Source organism: Frigidibacter sp. MR17.14 (assembly GCF_037095735.1).
Lineage (GTDB): Bacteria > Pseudomonadota > Alphaproteobacteria > Rhodobacterales > Rhodobacteraceae > Frigidibacter.
Map to the genome: position 1 here is coordinate 1 of NZ_JBAWKD010000017.1, position 21,598 is coordinate 21,598.

Genomic DNA, 21,598 nt, shown 5'->3' on the forward strand with positions numbered 1-21,598 from the left:
TTCTTCGGCGAGCTCGGCTCGGTGAACCCGATGTTCGTGCTGCCCGCGGCGCTGGCCGCGCGGGGCCCGGCGATGGGCGCGGGCTGGGCCGGCTCGCTGACCATGGGCGCGGGGCAGTTCTGCACCAATCCGGGCATCGCCGTGGTGCCCGCGGGGGCCGAGGGCGACGCCTTCGTCGCCGCCACCGCCGAGGCGCTGGGCAAGGTCGCCCCGCAGGCGATGCTCACGCAGGGCATCGCCAGGGCCTATCGCGAGGGCAAGGCGCGCTTCGACAGCCGCAACTCGGTGCGGCCTGTGTTCACCAGCGACAGCGAGGGGCGGATGGCCGCGCCCAATCTCTACGAGGTCTCTTCGGCGGCCTTCCTCGAGGATCACGCGCTGTCGGAAGAGGTCTTCGGGCCGCTCGGCCTTGTCGTCCGGGTGCCGGACGCGGCGGCGATGGTCGATCTGGCCAAGGGCTTCGAAGGCCAGCTGACCGCGACGATGCTGATAGACGAGGCCGACACCGGGGCCGCGCGGGCGCTCTTGCCGGTCTTGGAACGCAAGGCGGGCCGGGTGCTGGTCAACGGCTTCCCGACCGGGGTCGAGGTGGTCGATGCGATGGTGCACGGCGGGCCCTATCCGGCCTCGACCAACTTCGGCGCCACCTCGGTCGGCACCCTCGCCATCCGCCGCTTCCTCAGACCCGTCGCCTATCAGAACCTGCCCGCCGCTCTCTTCGAACCGCTCACCGCCTGAGGAGGCCGCCATGATCCCCCCCACCGAGCTGCGCGAGATCATCCGCACCGGCCTGCTGTCCTTCCCCGTCACCCCCTTCGACGCCGAGGATCGCTTCGCCCCCGCCCCGTTCCGCGCCCATCTGGAGTGGCTTTCGTCCTATCCGGTCGCGGGCCTGATCGTCGCGGGGGGCACGGGCGAGCTGTTCTCGCTCGCCCCGTCCGAGGTGGCCGAGGTCGTCAGGGTCGCCCGCGCGGTCGCCGGGGACGCGCCGGTGATCGCGGGCTGCGGCTACGGCACCCGCATCGCCTGCGACATGGCGTGCGAGATCGAGGCCGCGGGCGGAGACGGCATCCTGCTGTTGCCGCACTACCTGACCGAGGCCCCGGCCGAGGGCATCGCCGCGCGCATCCGCGCGGTCTGCGAGGCCACGAACATGGCCGTCATCGTCTACAACCGCGGCCAGGCGCGGGTCTCGGCCGAGCAGCTGGCGGCGCTGGCCGACGAATGCCCGAACCTGATCGGCTTCAAGGACGGCACCGGCGACATCGACACCGTGCGCCGTGTGACGGTGATGATGGGCGAGCGACTGAGCTACATCGGCGGCATGCCCACGCACGAGCTGTTCGCGCAGGCCTATCGCGGCGCCGGCATGCCCACCTATTCCTCGGCCGTGTTCAACTTCGTGCCCGAGACCGCGCTGAAGTTCCACGCCGCCTTCACCGCCGGCGACGACGCCACCTGCGAGGCGCTGCTGCGCGACTTCTACTATCCCTTTGCCCGGATCCGCGACCGCAAGAGCGGCTATGCCGTCTCGGCCATCAAGGCGGGCGTGCGGCTGCGCGGCTTCGCCACCGGCCCGGTGCGCGCCCCCCTGACCGACCTGACCGAAGAGGAGACCGAGATGATGCAGCGCCTGATCGAGGCGGCGGCATGACCCTGCAGAGCACGCCGCAGGCCGCCCCGCACGCAGCCCCCCTGAAGGACGCGCTCACCGGCATCTCGGGCATCCTCGTGACGCCCTTCGATGCCGAGGACCGGATCGCGCCGGCGAACCTGGCCCCGATCATCGACCGCGCGCTGGGCGCGGGGATGCACATCCCCGTGGTCAACGGCAACACCGGCGAATTCTACAGCCTGACCGTCGACGAGGCCGAGGCGATGTGCGCCGAGGTCACGCAGCTGGTCGCGGGCCGCGCGCCGGTGCTGGCCGGTGTCGGACGCTCGGTCAAGGATGCCTGCCGGCTGGCGCGCGCGGCGAAGGCCGCCGGTGCCGCGGGGCTGATGGTCCACCAGCCGCCAGACCCCTTCGCCGCCCCGCGCGGCGTCGCCGACTATCTCGCCCGCGTGGCCGAGGCCGGCGACGGCCTGCCGCTGATGCTTTACCTGCGCAACGACGCGATGGGCACCAGGGCCATTGCCGATCTCTGCGCGATCCCGGGCGTCATCGGCGTGAAATGGGCCACCCCCAACCCGCTGAAGCTGGCCGAGGCGATCGCCGCCTGCGACCCGGGCATCATCTGGGTCGGCGGGCTGGCCGAGGTCTGGGCCCCTGCCCTTTACGCCGTCGGCGCGCGGGGCTTCACCTCGGGTCTGATCAACCTCTGGCCGGAACGCTCGCTGGCGATCCATGCCGCGCTCGAAGCCGGGGATTTCGCCACGGCCCGCAGCCTGATCGCCGGCATGGCCGCCTTCGAAGAGGTCCGCGCGCAGGAACTGAACGGCACCAATGTCACCGGCGTGAAGGCTGCGCTGCAGGCGCTGGGGCATGACTGCGGCCCGACCCGCCCGCCCGCCGCCTGGCCGCTGACCCCGGCACAGGCCGAGATCATGCGCGGTTTCCTCGTGTCGAACGGACTGCGCGCCAACTGAAATATTAATGCACTGATACGCAAAGATCGACTAAGGTTGTAGCCGACGGGAATCACCGGCACGGCCGGCGCGGAAGAGGAGCCGCGGTGACCCGTCCCATCAGGAGCCCCCGCCCGGGGGAAGGGAGGAAGAATGAACAAGACACTTGCGATCGCCCTGTCACGCACGCTGCTGTCGGGGACCGTGCTGGCGACCGGCCTGCTTGGCGGCCCGGTGCTGGCGCAGTCGACGGGCAAGGACGTGACCGTGGTGCTGTCCGAGAACGTCAGCGTGGTCGAGCCCTGCATGGCTGCCCGCCAGGACGTGGGCCGCGTCATCTCGGAAAACGTTAACGAGATGCTGGTCGAATACGACTACACCAACGGCGGGCTGATGCCGCGGCTGGCCACCTCGTGGAGCCAGGTCGACGACAACACCTGGGAATTCAAGCTGCGCGACGGCGTGAAATGGCATGACGGCTCGCCCTTCACCGCCAAGGACGTGCAGTTCTCGATCGAGCGCAACAAGAACGCCAACCTGTCCTGCGAGACCGGCGGCAAGTACTTCGGCGGCACCACCTTCAGCTTCGAAAGCCCCGACGACCACACGATCCGCATCAAGACCGAGCCCGCGCAGCCGATCCTGCCGCTGCTCCTGTCGATCATGCCGGTGCAGTCGGCCGCGACCACGCCAGCGGGCGAATTCGACCGCAAGCCGAACGGCACCGGTCCCTACCTGTTCTCGGACTGGAAGAACGGCCAGTCGATCACCCTGACCCGCAATCCCGACTACTGGGGCGAAGAGCCGCAGGTCGAGAAGGCCACCTATGTCTTCCGCTCGGACAGCGCGGTCGCCGCGGCGATGGTCGAAACCGGCGAGGCCGACATCGTGCCCTCGATCGCGATCCAGGACGCCACCAACCCGGAAACCGACTTCTCGTATCCGAACTCGGAAACCAGCTACCTGCGCATCGACACCCGCGCGGCGCCGCTCGACGACAAGCGCGTGCGCGAGGCGCTGAACCTGGCGATCGACCGCGAGGCGATGGTCGGCTCGCTCTTCCCCGAGGGCGTCGAGATGGCGACCCAGCTGGTGCCGCCGACCACCATCGGCCACAACCCCGACATCCCGGTCTGGCCCTACGATCCCGACAAGGCCAAGGAACTGCTCGAGGCCGCCAAGGCCGACGGCGTGCCGGTCGACACCCAGATCCGCATGATCGGCCGCAACGGCATCTACGCCAACGGCACCCCCGCGATGGAGGCGATCATGGCGATGCTGCAGGAGGTCGGCTTCAACGTGAAGCTCGACATGTATGACGTCTCGGTCTGGAACAACTACTTCGTCTCGCCCTTCGTGGCGGATGCAGGCCCGACCCTGACCCAGTCGCAGCACGACAACGCCACCGGCGACCCGGTCTTCACCGCGCATGTGAAATACGCCAGCGACGGCACCCATTCGATGCTGCGCGACGCGGAACTGGACGCGATGATCGCCAAGGCCACCTCGGCCACCGGCGAGGAACGCGCCAAGCTCTGGCAGCAGGTCTTCGCCCGGGCCGAGCAGGAGGACATCGCGGACATCCCGATGTTCCACATGGTCGGCTTCACCCGCGTCTCGCCGCGGCTCGACTTCAAGCCGACGATCGCCACGAACTCGCAGCTGCAACTGCAGCAGATCAAGTTCAAGTAAGATCGCGGGCGGGCCGGCACGTTCCGGCCCGCCCCGAGATGCACGCCAGCCGGAAGGACCTGCCATGCCGCGTTACGATCGTGCGGAGCTGCTCCGCTATGCCGAAGACCTGCTGACCAAGGGCGGGATGGAGCCGGACAAGGCCGCCGTCACCGCCGAGGTGCTGGTCGAGGGCGACATGATCGGCCACGAGACCCACGGGCTGCAACTGATGCACTGGTATCTCGAATGCCTTGCCGACGGCTCGCTGAACGGCACCGGCAGCTACGAGGTGATCGCGGACAAGGGCGCGGGCTTCGTCTGGGACGGCAGGCTGCTGCCGGGGGCCTGGCTTCTGTCGCAGGCGCTCGACCAGGCGATGGAACGGGTGAAGACCCACGGCATCGTCGGCGCCGCGATCCGCAACTGCCACCACACCTGCGCGCTGTCGGCCTACATGCGCCGGGCGACCGACGCCGGGCTGATCGTGCAGGTCTCGGCCTCGAACCCGGCGGCGCGGCGGGTGGCGCCCTATGGCGGGACCGAACCGATCCTGACCCCGAACCCGCTGGCGATGGGCTTCCCGACCTCTGGCGATCCGATCCTCGTCGACGTGTCCTCGTCGATCACCACCACCACCATGACCCAGCTTCTGGCCAAGAAGGGCGAACGCTACCCCGAACCCTGGGCGCTGACCGCGGCCGGCGAGCCCACCGACGACCCGCGCGAGGTGACCGAGCGCGGCGGCACGCTGATGTCGCTGGGCGGGGCTGCCAAGGGCCACAAGGGCTACGGTCTTGCGCTGATGGTCGACCTTCTGGGCCAGGGCCTGTCGGGCAAGGGCCGCGCCAACACCGCCGCGCCCGGCCCGCTGGCGCAGAGCGCCTTCCTGCAGGTGATCGACCCCGAGTTCTTCGCCGGCCTCGGCGCCTTCACCGAACAGTCCGACTGGCTGGCCGAGGCCTGCCGCACCAACCCGCCCGCGCCCTGGAGCCGCGGCCCGGTGCGCGTGCCGGGCGACAGCGCCTCGATCAAGCGCCGCGCGGCGCTGGCCGAGGGCGTGCCCGTCGCCGAGAACGACTGGGCGCGGATGGCGAAACACGCCGAGCGGCTGGGCGTCGCCCTGCCCGCTGCGCTCTGAGCGCAGCCAGGGCAAGCCATGCGCCGGACCGATCCTGCCACCCTGCGCGCCGTCCTGCTGATGGTCGGCGCCGCAGGGCTCGCGGGCTGCGACGCGGCGCTGGTGCGGATGCTGGCGGGCGAGGTGCACCCGCTGCTGATCGGCTTCTACCGGGCGCTGTTCGGGCTGGTCACGATCACGCCGATGCTGGGCGGCCGGGTCCGGCTCGGCGCCTCGCCGTGGCGGTGGATGCATGTGCTGCGCGCGGGGCTGAAGCTCGGCTCGCTGGTCGCGGTCTTCGTGGCCTTCGCCCATGCCCCGCTGGCCGACGCGATGGCGGTAAGCTTCACCATGCCAGTGCTCGCGACGCTGGGCGGCTGGCTGGTGCTGGGCGAGCGGATGGACCGCCGCCGGCTGGCCGGGGTCGCGACCGGCTTCGCGGGGGTGCTGGTGATCCTGCGTCCCGGCACCGCCTTCGATCCCTGGCTTCTGTTCGCGCTGGCCGGTGCCGCGCTGACCGCGGTGATCCAGCTGATGCTGCGCCACATGTCGCGCAGCGACACCACCGACCGGCTGGTCGCCTGGAACCTGATCGCGATGGTGCCCTTGGCCGCGCTGGCCGCCCTGCCGGTCTGGAGCTGGCCCAGCGCCCCGCAACTCGCACTTCTCGCGGTGCAGGGCGTCGTCGGCGCGCTGAACATGACCCTGATCACCCGCGCCTTCGGGCTGGCCGATGTCTCGGTCGTGGCGCCGCTCGACTTCTTGCGTCTGCCGGTGACCGCGGCCCTCGCGCTGCTGGTCTTCGGCGAGGTCGTGCCCCTGAGCACGTGGATCGGCGCCGCGATCATCGTCGCCGCGGTCATGCTCTCGCTGCGCCGCGCCCCGCCCGGAGCCCCGCCCGGTGCGCCGCCCCCTGCGCCGCCCCCGGGCCCGCCCGGCTGACGCGCCGCCCGACGCCCCCGGCACCGGAAAGCCATTGCCCCGCCGGCCAAGTATACTAATATTTCAATTCACGGGCCCACGATTCGGCCCCGCCCCGGAGAGGAGACCGGCGCGGGCATCCGGCAGGGCCTGCCACCACCCAGAGGAGGGGGCGGACCATGACCAGCTTCATCAGACAGCGCGCGCTCGCCAGCGCGATCTCGCTCGTCGGGCTACTGATCCTCGTGTTCTTCCTGTCGAGGCTGACCGGCGACCCGACCAACCTTTACCTGCCGCTCGACGCCTCGATCGCCGCGCGCGAGGAATTCCGCGAACTGCACGGCTTCAACGATCCGCTGATCGTGCAGTTCGGCCGCTATGTCGCCGACGTGCTGCGCGGCGATTTCGGCGACTCGCTGCAGCAGGCGCGCCCGGCCCTGCAGGTCGTGCTCGAGGCCTTCGGCTGGACCTTCCGGCTGGCGGTGGTGACAATGAGTTGCGTGATCGTCTTCGCGATCGTCATCGGCTCGCTCGCCGCCTTCAAGGTCGGCGGCGTCTTCGACCGGATCGCCACCTTCTTCTCGCTGATCGGCGCCGCGGCCCCGGACTTCTGGCTGGCGATCGTCGCCATCGTGGTCTTCGCGGTGAACCTGCACTGGCTGCCGACCTCGGGCACCGGCTCGGCGCTGCACTGGGTGCTGCCGGTGGCGGTGCTGTTCATCCGCCCCTTCGGCCTCGTCCTGCAGGTGGTGCGCGGCTCGATGATCACCGTGCTCAGCTCGGCCTACATCAAGACCGCCCGCGCCAAGGGCACCCGCGCCCGGCCGCTGATCTTCGTGCACGGCCTGCGCAACGGCATGCTGCCGGTGATCACCGTGATCGGCGACCAGGCCGCCTCGATCCTGAACGGCGCGGTGGTGATCGAGACCATCTTCGGCTTCCCCGGCATCGGCAAGCTGATGATCGACTCGATCCTTCTGCGCGACTTCTCGGTGGTGCTGGCCGCGATCATGGTCTCGGCCGCCGCCATCTTCCTGATGAACCTGCTGATCGACATCGCCTACGGGCTGCTCGATCCCCGCATCCGGTATTGAGCGATGACCATGACCGACACCACGCGCCTCGCGTCCGCGCCCGAACCGAAACCCCGCAGCGCCTTCGCCACCTGGCTCTCGATGCTCTGGGCCGACAAGCTGGCCTTCTTCGCGGCCCTGTTCCTGCTGCTCGCCGTGCTCTGCGCACTCTTCGGCCCGATGCTTCTGGGCGATGTCGCGGTGAAGCAGAACCTGCGGGCCCGCAACGCCGCCCCCTTCGACCTCGCCAAGGGCTGGGTCAACATCCTGGGCGGCGATGCGCTGGGCCGCCCGCTGCTGGCGCGCATCGTCGTCGCCGCGCAGAACACCATGCTGGTCGCGGGTGCGGCCGTCCTGTGCTCGGCCGTGATCGGCACCGGGCTTGGCCTGATCGCCGGCTATTCGCGGCGCCGCTCGGCGCAGGGCATCATGCGGCTCGGGGACGTCATCATGTCCTTCCCCTCGCTGCTGCTGGCGGTGATCGTGCTCTACATGCTGGAACCCTCGGTCGCGAACATCGTGCTGGTGCTGGCGATCACCCGCATCCCCGTCTACCTGCGCACCGCCCGCGCCGAGGTGCTCGAGATCCGCGAACGCATGTTCGTCTCGGCCGCACGGGTCATGGCGGCCTCGGACCGCCGGATCGTGCTGCGCCACATCCTGCCGGTGATCCTGCCGACGATGCTGACCATCGCGACGCTCGACTTCGCCTTCGTGATGCTGGCCGAAAGCTCGCTGTCGTTCCTGGGCATCGGCATCCAGGCGCCCGAGATCACCTGGGGCCTGATGGTCGCGCAGGGCCGCGAATACCTGACCACCGCCTGGTGGCTGTCGTTCTGGCCCGGCCTCGCGATCATCCTGACCACGCTCTCGCTCAACCTCCTGTCCAACTGGCTGCGCATCGCGCTTGACCCCACCCAGCGGTGGCGGCTGGAGATGAAAGGACGCAAGAATGGCTGACCATCTGCTGGAAGTCCGCGACCTCTCGGTCGAATTCCACACCGCCGCCGGCGTCGTGAAGGCGGTGCAGGACGTCACCTGGCACCTCGACCGCGGCGAGACGCTGGCGATCCTGGGCGAAAGCGGCTCGGGCAAGTCTGTCTCGGCCTCGGCGGTGATGGACCTGATCGACATGCCGCCGGGCAAGATCACCAGCGGTCGGATCCTGCTGAACGGGCAGGACATGCTGACCATGACCGCCGAGCAGCGACGCCAGATCAACGGCGCGAAGATCGCCATGATCTTCCAGGACCCGCTGGCACATCTGAATCCGGTCTACACCGTCGGCTGGCAGATCGCCGAGATGGTGACCAACCACGGCGGCACCCGGGCCGCGGGCCGCACCCGCGCGCTGGAACTGCTGACCCGCGTCGGCGTGCCCGAGCCCGAGGTGGCGATGGAGAAATATCCCCACCAGTTCTCGGGCGGGCAGCGGCAGCGCCTGATGATCGCGATGGCGCTGGCCTGCAAGCCCGACATCCTGATCGCGGATGAACCCACCACCGCGCTCGACGTGACGGTTCAGGCGCAGGTGCTGGAACTGCTGGAAGAGCTGCAGCAGGAAACCGGCATGGGCCTGCTGCTGATCACCCACGACCTCGGCGTGGTGGCAGAGATCGCCGACCGCGTGGTGGTGATGAACGGCGGGCGCATCGTCGAGGCGGGCAACGCCGCCGAGGTCTATCGCAACCCGCAGCACCCCTACACCCGCAAGCTGATCGGCGCCGCCCCCGGCAAGGGCGCGATGCCTGAGGAACGCGACCGCTCGGCCCAGCCGCTGCTGCGGGCCGAGAACCTGCACAAGCACTACGGCGCCTTCCACGCGCTGCGCGACGTCTCGGTCTCGATCATGCCGGGCGAGACGGTGGCCGTGGTCGGCGAGAGCGGCTCGGGCAAGTCCACCCTCGCCCGCGCGGTGCTGCGGCTCGACGATGCCCAGTCCGGCCGGGTGCTCTACCGCGGGCAGGACCTGATGACGATGAGCCCGAAAGAGCTCTTCGGCGTCCGGCGCGACCTGCAGATGGTGTTCCAGGACCCGACGCAATCGCTCAATCCGCGGATGTCGGTGTTCCAGATCATCTCGGAAGCCTGGGTGATCCATCGCGACATCCTTCCCAAGGCGCAATGGCGCGAGCGGGTGGCAGAGTTGCTGGTCAAGGTCGGCCTGCGCCCCGAGATGGCGAACCGCTATCCGCACCAGTTCTCGGGCGGACAGCGCCAGCGCATCGCCATCGCCCGCGCGCTGGCGATGGAGCCGAAGCTGATCGTCTGCGACGAAGCCGTCTCGGCGCTGGATGTCTCGATCCAGGCGCAGGTGATCGAACTGCTGGACGGCTTGCGCCGCGAGCTTGGCCTGTCCTACCTCTTCATCGCGCATGACCTGCCGGTGGTGCGCGACTTCGCCGACCGGGTCATCGTGATGCGACAGGGCCAGATCGTCGAGGAAGGCCCGGTGCGCCAGATCTTCGAAGCGCCGAGCCACCCCTATACCCGCGACCTGCTGGCCGCGAGCCTTGATCCCGATCCCGAGGTCCAGGCCGCCCGGCGCGCCGCCCGTGCCCTGGAGAGCACATGAAACCCGACGTCCTCGTCGCCTATCCGCTGATGCCCGCCTTCATGGAGGAGCTCGAGGCGACCTATACCCTGCACCGGCTCGACAAGGCGGAAGGCCCCGCGCGCGCGGCGCTGATGGAAAAGGCCGGGCCGCTCTGCCGGGCGATGGTGGTGAACGGCCATGTCACGGTCGATGCCGCGATGCTCGACCGGCTGCCGGCGCTGGAACTGGCCGCCTGCTCCTCGGCCGGGTTCGACCTGATGGACCTGCCCGAGATGACGCGGCGCGGGATCCGGCTGACCAACACCTCGGACGCGCTGGTGAACGAGGTGGCGGACATGGCGCTGCTTCTGATGCTGGCCGCGCGGCGGCGGCTGATCGAGGCCGATGCCTATGTCCGCTCGGGCGACTGGGGCCGGCAGGGCATGTTCCCGCTGACCCGCGCCGGGGCCGCGAAGCGCGCAGGCATCGTCGGGCTCGGCAATATCGGCCAGGCGATCGCGAAGCGCTGCGCGGTGCTGGGGATGGAGATCGGCTATTCGGGCCGCAGCCCGAAGCCGGGCGTCGATCACGCCTATTTCCCCGATCCGGTGGCGCTGGCCGGCTGGGCCGACGTGCTGCTGGTCGCCACCCCCGGCGGCGCCGCGACCGAGGGGCTGATCTCGGCCGAGGTGCTGAAGGCGCTCAGCCCGGAAGGCACGCTGGTCAACGTGGCCCGCGGCACGGTGGTGGACGAGCCGGCGCTGATCGCGGCTCTGCGCGAAGGCACCATCGCCTCGGCCGGGCTCGACGTCTACCTGAACGAGCCGACCCCGGACCCGGACCTGACCGCGCTGCCGAACGTCGTGCTCTACCCCCACCACTCCAGCGGCACGCGCGAGACCCGCGACCGCATGGCGCGGATGACCCTCGACAACCTTGCGGCCTTCTACGCGGGCAAGCCGCTGCTGACGCCGGTGAACTGATGGCTGCCCAAGATTGATCGCCACTGGCGATCAATCCGTCACGTCCAATCGATGGAAGCGAACGGATCCGGGGCGCAGGCGCATGCGCCCCGGGTCCGCTTCGTCGGGTGGCGTCAGCTCAGGACGATGCCGCCATCGACGTTCAGCGTCTGCCCTGTGACGAAGGCGCTATCGTCCGAGCAGAAGAAGGCCACCGGCCCCGCCACGTCCTCGGGCGCGCCGATCCGCGCCATCGCGGTCTTCGCCTTCCAGGCATCGCTGATCGCCGGATCGTCGAGGTTCACCCGGCCCATGTCGGTCAGGATGATCCCCGGGCAGATGCAGTTCGCGGTGATGCCGAGCGGTCCCACCTCTTGCGCCAGCACCCGGGTGAAGCCCATCACCGCCGCCTTCGAGGCCGAGTAATGCGCCTGTTCGGGCGCACCGTGCTTGCCGCCGATCGAGGCGATGTTGCAGATCCGCCCGTAGCCCTGCGCCTTCATCAGCGGCAGCACCGCCTGGATCACCAGGAAGGTGCCCTTGGCGTTCACGTCCATGACCGCGTCCCAGGCGGTCTCCGGCAGATGCTCGACATCCGAGGCGATCAGGATCCCGGCGTTGTTCACGACCGCATGGATCGCGCCCAGCTCTGCGACCGCCTCGGCGACCATCGCCTGAACCTCGTCCTTCGAGGACACATCGGCATGCACCTCGGCCACCCGCACGCCCAGCGCTCGCGCCTCGGCCGCGGTTTCGGCCAGCACGTCCGCCTGCCGGGCAATGTCGTTCAGCGCCAGATCGAAGCCGCGTTCCGCCAGACCCAGCGCGATGGCACGCCCGATGCCGCGGCTGGCGCCCGTGACCAGCGCCACGCGCCCGTTTCCAACCTTGTCGCCCATGATCATCTCCTCAGAGTGCCGTGTAGCCGCCGTCCACCGTCAGAACGGTGCCGGTGATGAAGCTCGCCGCGTCCGAGGCGAGGAACGCGACCGCCAGCGCGATCTCGCGCGGCTCGGCCAGCCGCCCCATCGGGGTCGAGGCGAGCCATGTGTTGAACCATTCGGGCTTCGTGCGGCCCATCAGCGTCAGCTCGGTCGCCGTGTAGCCGGGCGCGATCGCATTGACGCGCACCTTGCCCGCCCATTCGACGGCCAGCGACTTGGTGATCATGTTCACCCCGGCCTTCGCGGCATTGTAGGCGATCTGCGGCTGCGGATGCACCACGATCTCTGCCGCCATCGACGAGGTGTTGACGACCGAGCCCCGGCCCGCCGCCACCATCTGCCGCCCGAAGGCGCGGGCGGTGAAGAAGACGCCATGCAGGTCGACGTCGATCACCCGCCGCCAGTCGGCGACGGTCACGTCGAGCGCGGGCGCGTTCTGGACGATGCCCGCGTTGTTCACGAGGATGTCGGGCGCGCCGTATTCGGCGGCGCGCGCCTCGGCGGCCTCGGGGTCGGTGACGTCGAGCACCATCGCCGCGCCGCCTATGGCCTGCGCCGTGGCTTCGGCCGCGGCACCGTCGCGGTCGGCGACGGTGACCTGCGCGCCGGCCTCTGCCAGCACCTCGCAGATCGCGCGGCCGATGCCGGCGGCACCGCCGGTGACCAGCGCGCGGCGGCCGGTGAGGTCGTATTCCCTGATCATGCGGCCTTCTCCTTGGCGGCTTCCGCGGCGGGGGCCAGCGCCCCCTTCAGCGCCGGGTAGAGCGCCCGGTACTGCTCGTAGATCTCGGCGTAGCGCGCGACCTCGCGCGGGCGCGGCTCGATCCGCCGGCCGGGGCGGACCATGGCCGCGATGCCCTCGTCGATGGTGGCGAAGCGCCCGGCGCCATGCGCCGCCAGCACCGCCGAACCGGTCGAGGGCGCATCGGGCGAGGCCGGGATGCAGACCGGCAGCCCCGCGGTGTCGGCATGGATCTGCATCCACAGGTCCGAAGCCGTGGCGCCGCCGCCCACGGTGATCTCGGTGCTGGAATAGCCACCCGCCCTGAAGGCATCGAGGATCGCGCGGGTGCCGAAGCCGATGCCCTCCATGATCGCGCGGAAGACGTGCTGCGGTTCATGCGCGAGCGTCAGCCCGACGATGGCGCCACGGCTCAGCGGATCGGTGTAGGGGGTGCGGTTGCCCTGGAAATGGTCCTGCACGATCAGCCCGTCCGCGCCGGGCGGCAGCGCCGCGGCCTTCGCGTTCAGCTCGGCCAGGTCGAGCTGGCCGCCGCAGAAGCGCCGCAGCCAGTTGATGATCGAGCCTGTCGAGGTCTGCCCCCCCTCGACGATCCAGCGGTCGGGATAGACGATGTCGGGATAGGCGCCCCAGACGCCCGGCGCGTGCAGCGGCGCCGAGGTGACGCCGAACTGCAGGTGGGACGAGCCGGTGATCAGCGCGAGCTGCCCGGGCTGCGACACGCCAAGGCCGATCATGCCGATCAGCGCGTCCGCCCCGCCCTGCACCACCTTCACCGACGGCTTCAGCCCCAGCGCGTTCGCCGCCGCCACGGTCAGCGTGCCGACGAACTGCCCCGGCGCCACGACGCGGTCGGGCCACTTGCCGGCCAGATCCTCGATCCCCAGCGCCTTCAGGATGCCCAGTGCCCAGCCGCCGCGGCGGCTGTTGTAGTGCCAGCGCAGACCGGCGTTATCGAGGCTCGCGCAGCGCTCGCCGGTCAGGCGCAGGTTGAAGAAGTCCTGATATTCGCAGATCGTGACCGCCGCGTCATAGGCGGCGGGCTCGTTGCGCTTCAGCCAGAGCGCCTTCGGGATCATCCATTCGGCCGAAACCGGCCCGCGGCCCGCCCCGTTGATCGCCAGCGCCGGGTCGCCGGTGGCGAGGACGGCATCGGCCTCGGCGTGGGCGCGCACGTCCATCCACATCAGCGCCGGTCGCAGCGCGCGGCCGTCCTTGTCCAGCGCGACGACCGTGCAGCAGGTGGTGGCGAAGCACATCGCCTCGATCTCGGCCGCGTCGATCCCGGCCTCGGCGATGGCGCCGGCGGTGGCCGCGACCAGCGCCGACCACCAGTCCTCGGGGTTCTGTTCGGCCCGCGCGCCGGGGGCGAAGCGGGTCTCGTAGCCGACGGCCTTCTGGCCCAGGCATTTGCCCGACAGGTCGTAGACGCGCGCGCGCAGGCTTTCGGTGCCGCCATCGGCGGTCAGGTAATAGGCCATGTTTCCTCCCTTGGCGCCTCTCCCGCGGCGCCTCCCTGTTCAGGTCAGCGTGCGAAAGGCCTCCAGCGCCTTGCCCGCATACATGATGGCGGGGCCTCCGCCCATCTCGACGGCAACCTCGAGCGCCTCGATCAGCGCGGCCTCGTCCGCGCCGTGTTTCCGTGCCGCGTCGAGGTGGTAGAGGATGCAATCCCCGCAGCCCTTCGACACGGCGATGGCGACGGCCATCAGCTCTTTCTGCGCGGCGCTGAACTGGCCCGCGGCAGTGGCCTGCCGGCTGATCGCCCCGAAGCCCTGCATCAGCGCCGGGGCGGATTTCGCGAAGGCGCCGAGGCGGGCCTTCGCGGCGGCGAGATCGGCCTTGGTGTCAGCCATTGCGGCCTCCGTTCAGGATCAGGTCGGTCACCTCGCGCGGGGCATCCCATTGCGGCATGTGACCGGCGGGCAGGAAATGCGCGGCGACGCGCACCGGCAGGTTCATCGCGTCGGCAGCCGCGACCACGCGGTCCTCGGTCCCGAACAGAGCGGCGACCGGGATCGTCTCGGCCAGCGCCGCGAGCGGGCGCAGGATGTCGATCTTCTGCCGCCCCTCGGGGGTTGCCAGCGCCTGCGCCAGCGCCCGCAGACGGCCGCGGCCCATGTCCTTCGCCATCGCGCCCAGCGCCGCTTCCGACAGGCCGTCGGCCTTGGGGCCCAGCAGGCGCAGCAGATGCGCGACCTCTCCGGGGGTCGAGGCGCCGGCCATGCCATGCACGAAATCGGCTCCGATCCGCGGGCCGCAGCCGGCGGGCGTCAGCAGCACCAGCCGCGCGACCTTCGCGCCCAGCCGTTCGGCCGCCCGCACCGCGACCGCGGCGCCAAGACTGTGGCCGACGAGCGTCAGCGGGCCGCCCAACGTTCCCGCCAGAGCGACGACCGCAGCCACGGCGGTCTCGGTGTCCCGTGCCTCGAGCGTGGTGGCGCCGTGGCCCGGCAGGTCGGGCACGATCGCGGTATGACCGGCGCGGGCGATGGCATTGGTCATCTGCGCCCAGGCGCTGCGGTCGCCCGCGAAGCCGTGGATCAGCAGATGCGCCTGCCCGCCGCTGCCCGCGACGGTATAGGCAAGCCGCCCGCCGGGCAGGTCGAGGAAGGCGAGATCGGCCGGGGCGGGCGCGGTGCCGGCGCGTTCCACGTCGGCGCGTTCGATCCGGCCGCGACGGCCGGTGCCGGTGACGCTGTCGAGAGAGACGCCGTTGCGGCGCGCGAGGCGCCGGGCGAGCGGCGTGGCGCGCAGCAGGCCGCCGGCAGAACGCGAGGGTGCGGCCGCGGGGGGCGCGGCGACCGGGGCAGAGACAGGCGCGGTTGCCTCGGGCGCGTCGAAGGCTTCGACCTGCCCTTCCACCTCGGCAATGGGCGCGCCGACCGGCAGACGCTCGCCGGGCTGGGCAAGGATGCGCAGCAGCCGGCCCTCGTAGAGCGCGGGCACCTCGGCCACGGTCTTGTCGGTCTCGATCTCGAGGATGGCAGCGCCGCGGGCATAGTCCGCGCCCTCGGCCACCAGCCATTGCACGATCACGCCCTCTTCCATCGTCTCGCCCAGCCGCGGCATGCGCAGCAGCGCGACGGCCGGGGCCGCCGCAGCGGGCGCATCGGCCTCGGGGGCCGCACCGGGCTCGTCATCCGAGGCCCAGTCGGCCTCGTTCGTGACGCGGGCACGGGCGATGGGCCGGCCGACGGGGATCCGGTCGCCCGGGCCCGCCAGCAGCTCGTCGAGCACCCCGTCGCCCAGCGCCGGGAATTCGACCACGGTCTTGTCGGTCTCGAGCTCGAGGATCGGCTCACCGCGCTTGAAGCTTTGCCCGGGCGCCACCATCCAGTCGACGATGACGCCCTCTTCCATCGTCTCGCCGAGGCGAGGCATGGTCAGCGTGAGGTCGTTCATGCCGCGACCTTCCCCGCAACCATCTGCCGCGCGGTGTCGAGGATCAGCTGCACGCCCGGCACCGAGCCGGTTTCCAGCACGGTCGAGACCGAGATCGGGATGTCCTCGCCGGCGACGCGCACCACCGGGTCTTCGAGATAATCGAAGCATTCCTCGGTGATCCGCGCCGACAGCTCGGCCGCCACGCCGGCGGTCATCACGCCTTCGGAGACGACCATCGCGCGCCCCGTGCGTTCGACATGCGCGCGGATCGGGTCGAAATCGAGCGGGTTGAGCGTGCGCAGGTCGATCACCGTCGCCTCGATCCCCTCGGCGGCAAGCTTCTTCGCCGCCTCCATCGCGTAGTGCAGCTGGCGGGAATAGGTGACGATGACCAGATCGCGCCCCTCGCGGCGCACGGCAGACCTGCCCCAGGCCAAGGGCTCGGCGTCCAGATCCACGGTTTCCTTCATCGTGTAGAGCGCCTTGTGCTCGATGAAGACCACCGGGTCGGGCCTCGTCAGCGCCTGACGCAGCAGGTGATAGGCATCGGCCACCGTCGCCGGCATCGCCAGACGCAGGCCCGGCGTGTGCATCACGTAGGCCTCGAGGCTCTGGCTGTGCTGCGCGCCGGCCGAGCGGCCGGTGCCGCCTTGCGTGCGCAGGACCATCGGCACGCCGATCTGGCCGCCGAACATGTAGCGGATCTTGGCGGCCTGGTTGCCCAGCTGGTCCATCGTCATGCCGATGAAATCGACATACATCAGCTCGGCCACCGGGCGCAGGCCGGCCATCGCCGCCCCGACCGCGGCGCCGACGATCGCGGGTTCGGAAATCGGCGTGTCGATGACGCGCTCGGGCCCGAATTCCTTGATCAGTTCCTTGGTCACCGCATAGGCGCCGCCGTAGCGGCCGACTTCTTCGCCCAGGATGACGACATCGGGATCTTCGCGCATCGCGTCGATCAGCGCCTGACGCAGCGCGTCGCGGTAGGTGAGTTCCTGAAGGGCCATGTGCTTCTCCTCAGTCCCGGGCCAGCACGCGGGCGATGCGGGTGCGCACCGGCTCGGGCTCAGGCTCTTCGGGGGCATAGACATCGCGGAACATCGACGAGAGCGGCGGTTCCGTCTGGGCGGTGGTGAAGTCGATCGTCGCGTCCATCTCGGCGTCGATCTCGGCATCGAGGGCGGCCAGCTCGTCCTCGGTCGCGATGCCGCGCTCGATCAGGACGTTGCGGGCGAAGGCCACCGGGTCCTTTTGGCGGCCGGTCTCTTCCTCGACCGGGTCGCGGTAGGGCGACTTGTCCTTCCGGGCGTGGCCGTAGAAGCGGTAACAGTCGACGACCAGGAAGGCGGGCTTGCCCTGCCGCACGCCGGCCACCAGCCGCGCGGCGGCTTCGGCCACGGCCTCGACATCCAGACCGTCGACCGTTTCGGCAGCCAGTCCGAAGGCCTGCGCGCGTTCGTGCAGCTTCGGGTTGGCGGTGGCCTGATCGATGCGGGTGCCCATGCCGTACTGGTTGTTGATGCAGACGAACAGGCAGGGCAGCTTCCAGAGCGCCGCCATGTTCATGCTTTCGTAGAGGATCCCCTGCCCCGTCGCCCCGTCGCCGAAGAAGGCGACCGAGATCTTGCCGGTGCCGTGGTGGCGCGCCGCGAGGCCCGCGCCGACCACCGCCGGGATGCCGCCGCCGACGATGGCGTTCGCGCCCAGATGGCCCAGCCCCATGTCGGCGATGTGCATCGAGCCGCCCTTGCCGTGGCAGTAGCCGGCCTCCTTGCCGCCGATTTCCGCCATCATCCGCTTGGGATCGGCGCCACGGGCCAGGAAGATGCCATGGCCGCGGTGGTGGGTGGTGAAGGTGTCGCCCTCGACCATCGCCGCGCAGACGCCGGTGGCGGCGCTTTCCTCGCCGATCGAGAGGTGCAGCATCGAGCCGGCGGACTGGCCGCGCACGAACAGCTCGCCCACCCGTTCCTCGAAGGTCCGCACCCGGCGCATCATGCGGTAGTGCCGGGGCAGCTCGGAATTGCTTTTCAGGGCCGACTGAAGGGCCTCGGGCTTGGACATCCCTTGTTCCGATCTTTGCTTTTACAGGAGGTTGAGTTTCGTGCTGCGCGAGACGACCGCGACGGCCACGAGGATGATGATGCCCTTCACGATGGACTGGATGTAGGTATCCATGCCCATCAGGTTCAGGCCGTTGTTGATGACGCCGATGAAGAGCGCGCCGAAGAAGGTGCCCAGCACGGTGGCGGTTCCGGGGCGCAGCATGGTCATGCCGATGAACACCGTGGCGAGCCCGTCGAGCAGGTAGCGCTCGCCCGCGTTGGGCTGGCCCGAGCCGAGCCGCGCGGCCAGCAGCATCCCGGCCACGACCGCGAAGGCCGAGCAGACCACGAGCGAGGCGGCGCGGTAGCGGCGCACCTGCACGCCCGACAGTTCCGCGGCCTTCTGGTTGCCGCCGACCGCGTAGATGTAGCGGCCGAAGATCGTGCGCTCCATCACGAACCAGGCGAGGAAGACCGCGCCCAGCATGAAGAAGGCCAGCACCGGGATGCCCAGCACGCGGCCCTGCCCCAGCCACAGGTAGCTGTCGGGCAGCCCGCCGTAGATCGCCCGGCCGCCGGTCATCAGGAAGTTGATCCCGAACAGGATCGAGCCCGCGGCCAGCGTCGCGATCAGCGAGGGGATGCCGACCACGGTGACGAAGAAGGCGTTCATCGCCCCGATCAGCAGGCCCGCGCCCAGACCCGCCAGCAGCGCCAGCGGCAGCGGCGTGCCCGCCACCAGCAGCAGCGGCACCAGCACGCCGGCAAGCCCCACGGTGAAGCCCACCGACAGGTCCATCTCGCGCGCCGCGAAGCCGAAGGTCAGCCCCGCGCCGACGATGGTCAGCATCGAGATCTGCTGGGCGATGTTCAGCAGGTTGTTCGAGGTCAGGAACCGGTCGACGAAGATCGAGAAACCGAGGAACATCAGCACCAGCACCACGAGCGTGGAATAGCGCTGGACGTGATCCTTGCGGATGACGCCGAAGACGGTGTCATGGCGGGGAAGGGTTGCGGTCTCGCTCATGCTGCGGTTCCTGAGATGGCGGCGATGAAGGTGCTTTCCGAGAAGTCCGCCGCGCGGATCTCGGGACCGGGTCGCTGATGGGCAAAGGGAATGACGCGGTGCGCCACGGATTCGATTTCCAGCAGATCGGACGAGGCAATCAGGATGCCTGTGCCCTGCGCGGCCAGCCGGCGCATCTCGGCGTAGATCTCGGCCTTGGCGCCGATGTCGACGCCCTCGGTCGGCTCGATGAAGATCATCACCCTGTAGCGGCCTTCGGCGCCATAGAGCCACTTGCCGATCGAGATCTTCTGCTTGTTGCCGCCCGACAGCTCTTTCAGAAGCTGGCCCGAGCTGTGCGCCTTGACGTTCAGCAGCCGCATGACGCGCGTCGCCTCGGCCTCTTCGCGCCGGGGGGACAGGACGCCCGCGCCGACCGAGCCGTGCTGCGGATGCACCATCGACAGGTTCTCGCGCAGCGTCCACTCGCCGATCAGCGCGTATTCCATGCGGTGGTCGGGGACCAGGGCCACGCCCGCCGCCTGCATGCGGCCGGGGGGGCCGGGCTCGACCGGCTTGCCGCCGATCTCGAGCGCGCGGCACTGCACGCCCGCGGGATTGTGCAGCGAGCGGGCGAAACCGAAATGCCCGGCGCCGGTCAGGCCGATCAGGCCGACGATCTCGCCGGCATGGATGCGGAAGTCGGGGACGCGGACCGCGCCGGCGCTCCAGCCTTGCACGGAAAGCACGACTTCGGGGCGGGCGGCGCGGGTGGTCTCGGCCGATTTCAGCTGGGCACCGCCCGTGCGGCGCAGCATCAGCTCGACCAGCTGGTCCTCGGACAGCGCCGCGCCCGGCTCGGTGCAGATGTGGCGGCCGTCGCGCAGCACGGTGATGCGGTCCGACAGCGCCTTGATCTCGGACAGGAAGTGGCTGATCAGCACCACGCCGACGCCGCGCTTGGGCAGGCTGCGGATGATCTGCCAGAGCTGTTCCTTTTCCCGCGCCGGAAGCGTCGCGGTCGGCTCGTCGAGGATGACGAGCTTCGGGCTGCCGCGCAGGGCGCGGACGATCTCGATGACCTTGCGGTCGGCCATCGGCAGCTCGCCCACCGGGCGGGCGAGGTCGATGGCGGCGCGCGGGAACCATTCGCGGACCAGCGCCTCGGCCTGGCGCTGCAGCGCGCCGGCACGGATCACCAGGCCCGCGATCTTCGGTTCGTGGCCAAGCAGGATGTTCTCGGCCCCGGTCAGGCCGGACACGAGGCTGCCCTCCTGGCTGACATGGGCGATGCCATGCAGCAGCGCGCCATGCGGCGAGCCCAGGCGCACCGGCTGCCCGGCGATCACGACCTGCCCCGACGACGGGGCAAGGCTGCCGCCCAGCACGTTCACCAGCGTCGACTTGCCCGCGCCGTTCTCGCCGATCAGCCCGTGCACCTCGTCGCTGCGGAAGTCGACGCTGACGCCGTCGAGCGCGCGGGTGCCCGGGAACTGCATGACGATATCTGTCAGACGGATATCCATGAAAGTCTCTGCAACGCTTTCTTCGGGTTCGGGAAAGGGGGCCGGGGCCGTCGCCGGGAGCAGCGATGGCAGCGCGGGGGGAGAGATCCGCGGGAAGGGCCGCCGGCCCCGGCCGTTCAGGTCACATGAAGTCCTTGCAGTTCTGCTTGGTGACCAGCGGGGCGTCGAGATAGACGATGTCCGAAGGGATCACGTCCGCCTTTTCCTTGCCGTCGACGACGATGTCCTGGATCCACTGGCCGACCTGCGCGCCCATCTTCTCGAAGGGCTGGGCGACGGTGGCGATCATCGGGCTTTCGGGCTTGCAGACCTCTGCGATCGCCTGCGGATGGCCGTCGATGCCGATCACCTTCACCCCGGTCAGCCCGGCGGCGTTCAGCTGGTTCACCACGGCCTGCGCCGGCTCGTCCCAAGGGGCCCAGACCGCGTTGATCTCGGACCCGAAGCGCGCGGCATAGTCCTCCATCGTGCGCGAGGTGTCCTCGAAGAAGGCCGTATAGTCGATGTTGTGCGTCGCCAGCACCTTGATGCCCGGGTATTCCTTCAGCACCGTCTCCATCACGTCGCCGCGCTTGCGGGTGCCGTGATGCTCGGCCATGCGGAAGAAGAGCAGGTTGCCGTGGCCCTTGAGCTGGTCGAGCAGGTAGACCGACACGTCCGAGGACATCGCCCAGTTGTTGGTGGTCACGTCGACGACGACGCCGTCCACGAAGCCCGAGTCGACGGCGAAGACGGGAATGTTGGCATCGCTCGCCGCCTTCAGCGCAGCGCTCGAGGCGCGCAGGTCGGCCATGGTCACCACGATCGCGTCGACGCCGCGGCTGGCCGCGTCCTGAATGTTCGAGGCCGTCGCCTCGCCCGAGCCGCCGCTGTCGAGGAAGCTCACGTTCCAGTCCGACTTGCCGTTGTCGGCGATCCATTTCTGGAAGCCCGCCTTGGTGCGCTGGTCCGACTGGGCCGCCGCATTCGAGTTCACCATCACCACCTCGAGCGCCTGCGCCGAGCCGCCCGCCATCAGCATGGCGACAGCGCAAGCGAAGCCGGCACCGGAAATCCGGTTTTTCATCTGCTATTCCTCCCTGGGGCCAGACACC

The 21,598-nt window shown here is 69.9% G+C and carries 19 protein-coding genes and 1 pseudogene; 10 read left to right on the forward strand and 10 right to left on the reverse strand.

Annotated features, from left to right (window positions below; genetic code table 11):
- The 10 genes and pseudogenes from V8J36_RS21235 to V8J36_RS21280 form a co-directional block, all read left to right on the forward strand.
- Positions 1 to 738, forward strand: a pseudogene (locus V8J36_RS21235) (aldehyde dehydrogenase (NADP(+))); the annotation flags it as partial.
- Positions 739 to 751: 13 nt separating this feature from the next.
- A complete protein-coding gene (locus V8J36_RS21240) occupies positions 752 to 1,654 on the forward strand; it encodes a 5-dehydro-4-deoxyglucarate dehydratase (RefSeq protein WP_336469351.1) in 903 nt (300 codons plus the stop codon).
- Positions 1,651 to 2,589 (forward strand): dihydrodipicolinate synthase family protein, encoded by a 939-nt coding sequence (locus V8J36_RS21245; RefSeq protein ID WP_336469323.1) that lies wholly within the window; start codon positions 1,651 to 1,653, stop codon positions 2,587 to 2,589. Before V8J36_RS21240 ends, V8J36_RS21245 begins: the two co-directional genes overlap by 4 nt.
- 132 nt (positions 2,590 to 2,721) lie before the next feature.
- Positions 2,722 to 4,260, forward strand: coding sequence for an ABC transporter substrate-binding protein (locus V8J36_RS21250; protein WP_336469324.1), 1,539 nt, complete (start codon positions 2,722 to 2,724; stop codon positions 4,258 to 4,260).
- 64 nt (positions 4,261 to 4,324) lie between these two features.
- Positions 4,325 to 5,380 carry an Ldh family oxidoreductase gene (locus V8J36_RS21255; RefSeq protein ID WP_336469325.1) on the forward strand — a complete coding sequence of 352 codons (1,056 nt, stop codon included), beginning with the start codon at positions 4,325 to 4,327 and terminating at the stop codon, positions 5,378 to 5,380.
- Positions 5,381 to 5,398: 18 nt separating this feature from the next.
- Entirely contained in the window at positions 5,399 to 6,301 is a 903-nt protein-coding gene (locus V8J36_RS21260) for a DMT family transporter (protein ID WP_336469326.1), read from the forward strand.
- Positions 6,302 to 6,459: 158 nt separating this feature from the next.
- Positions 6,460 to 7,374, forward strand: coding sequence for an ABC transporter permease (locus V8J36_RS21265; protein ID WP_336469327.1), 915 nt, complete (start codon positions 6,460 to 6,462; stop codon positions 7,372 to 7,374).
- Between the two features lie 9 nt (positions 7,375 to 7,383).
- The gene (locus tag V8J36_RS21270; RefSeq protein ID WP_336469328.1) at positions 7,384 to 8,313 is read left to right on the forward strand and encodes an ABC transporter permease; all 930 of its coding nucleotides are present in this window, start codon (positions 7,384 to 7,386) and stop codon (positions 8,311 to 8,313) included.
- Positions 8,306 to 9,928: an ABC transporter ATP-binding protein gene (locus V8J36_RS21275; protein ID WP_336469329.1), complete on the forward strand. Its 1,623-nt coding sequence runs from the start codon at positions 8,306 to 8,308 to the stop codon at positions 9,926 to 9,928. Before V8J36_RS21270 ends, V8J36_RS21275 begins: the two co-directional genes overlap by 8 nt.
- A complete protein-coding gene (locus V8J36_RS21280) occupies positions 9,925 to 10,872 on the forward strand; it encodes a 2-hydroxyacid dehydrogenase (protein ID WP_336469330.1) in 948 nt (315 codons plus the stop codon). Before V8J36_RS21275 ends, V8J36_RS21280 begins: the two co-directional genes overlap by 4 nt.
- A 113-nt stretch (positions 10,873 to 10,985) precedes the next feature.
- On the opposite strand, the gene V8J36_RS21285 is transcribed toward V8J36_RS21280, so the two are convergent.
- The 10 genes from V8J36_RS21285 to V8J36_RS21330 all read right to left on the reverse strand — a co-directional run bounded on the left by V8J36_RS21285 (position 10,986) and on the right by V8J36_RS21330 (position 21,570).
- On the reverse strand, positions 10,986 to 11,750 hold the full coding sequence (locus V8J36_RS21285; RefSeq protein WP_336469331.1) for an SDR family NAD(P)-dependent oxidoreductase: 765 nt from the start codon (positions 11,748 to 11,750) through the stop codon (positions 10,986 to 10,988).
- 10 nt (positions 11,751 to 11,760) lie between these two features.
- Positions 11,761 to 12,498: an SDR family NAD(P)-dependent oxidoreductase gene (locus V8J36_RS21290; RefSeq protein ID WP_336469332.1), complete on the reverse strand. Its 738-nt coding sequence runs from the start codon at positions 12,496 to 12,498 to the stop codon at positions 11,761 to 11,763.
- The gene (locus V8J36_RS21295; protein ID WP_336469333.1) at positions 12,495 to 14,018 is read right to left on the reverse strand and encodes an FGGY-family carbohydrate kinase; all 1,524 of its coding nucleotides are present in this window, start codon (positions 14,016 to 14,018) and stop codon (positions 12,495 to 12,497) included. Before V8J36_RS21295 ends, V8J36_RS21290 begins: the two co-directional genes overlap by 4 nt.
- 39 nt (positions 14,019 to 14,057) lie before the next feature.
- On the reverse strand, positions 14,058 to 14,393 hold the full coding sequence (locus V8J36_RS21300) for a carboxymuconolactone decarboxylase family protein (RefSeq protein WP_336469334.1): 336 nt from the start codon (positions 14,391 to 14,393) through the stop codon (positions 14,058 to 14,060).
- Positions 14,386 to 15,942, reverse strand: a complete 1,557-nt coding sequence (locus tag V8J36_RS21305; protein ID WP_336469335.1) for an alpha/beta fold hydrolase — start codon at positions 15,940 to 15,942, stop codon at positions 14,386 to 14,388. The genes V8J36_RS21300 and V8J36_RS21305 overlap by 8 nt, the downstream gene beginning before the upstream one ends.
- Positions 15,939 to 16,934 (reverse strand): alpha-ketoacid dehydrogenase subunit beta, encoded by a 996-nt coding sequence (locus V8J36_RS21310; protein WP_336469336.1) that lies wholly within the window; start codon positions 16,932 to 16,934, stop codon positions 15,939 to 15,941. The genes V8J36_RS21305 and V8J36_RS21310 overlap by 4 nt, the downstream gene beginning before the upstream one ends.
- 10 nt (positions 16,935 to 16,944) lie before the next feature.
- Entirely contained in the window at positions 16,945 to 17,991 is a 1,047-nt protein-coding gene (locus tag V8J36_RS21315) for a thiamine pyrophosphate-dependent dehydrogenase E1 component subunit alpha (RefSeq protein WP_336469337.1), read from the reverse strand.
- 21 nt (positions 17,992 to 18,012) lie between these two features.
- Positions 18,013 to 18,999: an ABC transporter permease gene (locus tag V8J36_RS21320; RefSeq protein WP_336469338.1), complete on the reverse strand. Its 987-nt coding sequence runs from the start codon at positions 18,997 to 18,999 to the stop codon at positions 18,013 to 18,015.
- Positions 18,996 to 20,504: a sugar ABC transporter ATP-binding protein gene (locus tag V8J36_RS21325; RefSeq protein ID WP_336469339.1), complete on the reverse strand. Its 1,509-nt coding sequence runs from the start codon at positions 20,502 to 20,504 to the stop codon at positions 18,996 to 18,998. Before V8J36_RS21325 ends, V8J36_RS21320 begins: the two co-directional genes overlap by 4 nt.
- A gap of 121 nt (positions 20,505 to 20,625) precedes the next feature.
- Positions 20,626 to 21,570: a substrate-binding domain-containing protein gene (locus V8J36_RS21330; protein ID WP_336469340.1), complete on the reverse strand. Its 945-nt coding sequence runs from the start codon at positions 21,568 to 21,570 to the stop codon at positions 20,626 to 20,628.
- Positions 21,571 to 21,598: the final 28 nt, after the last annotated feature.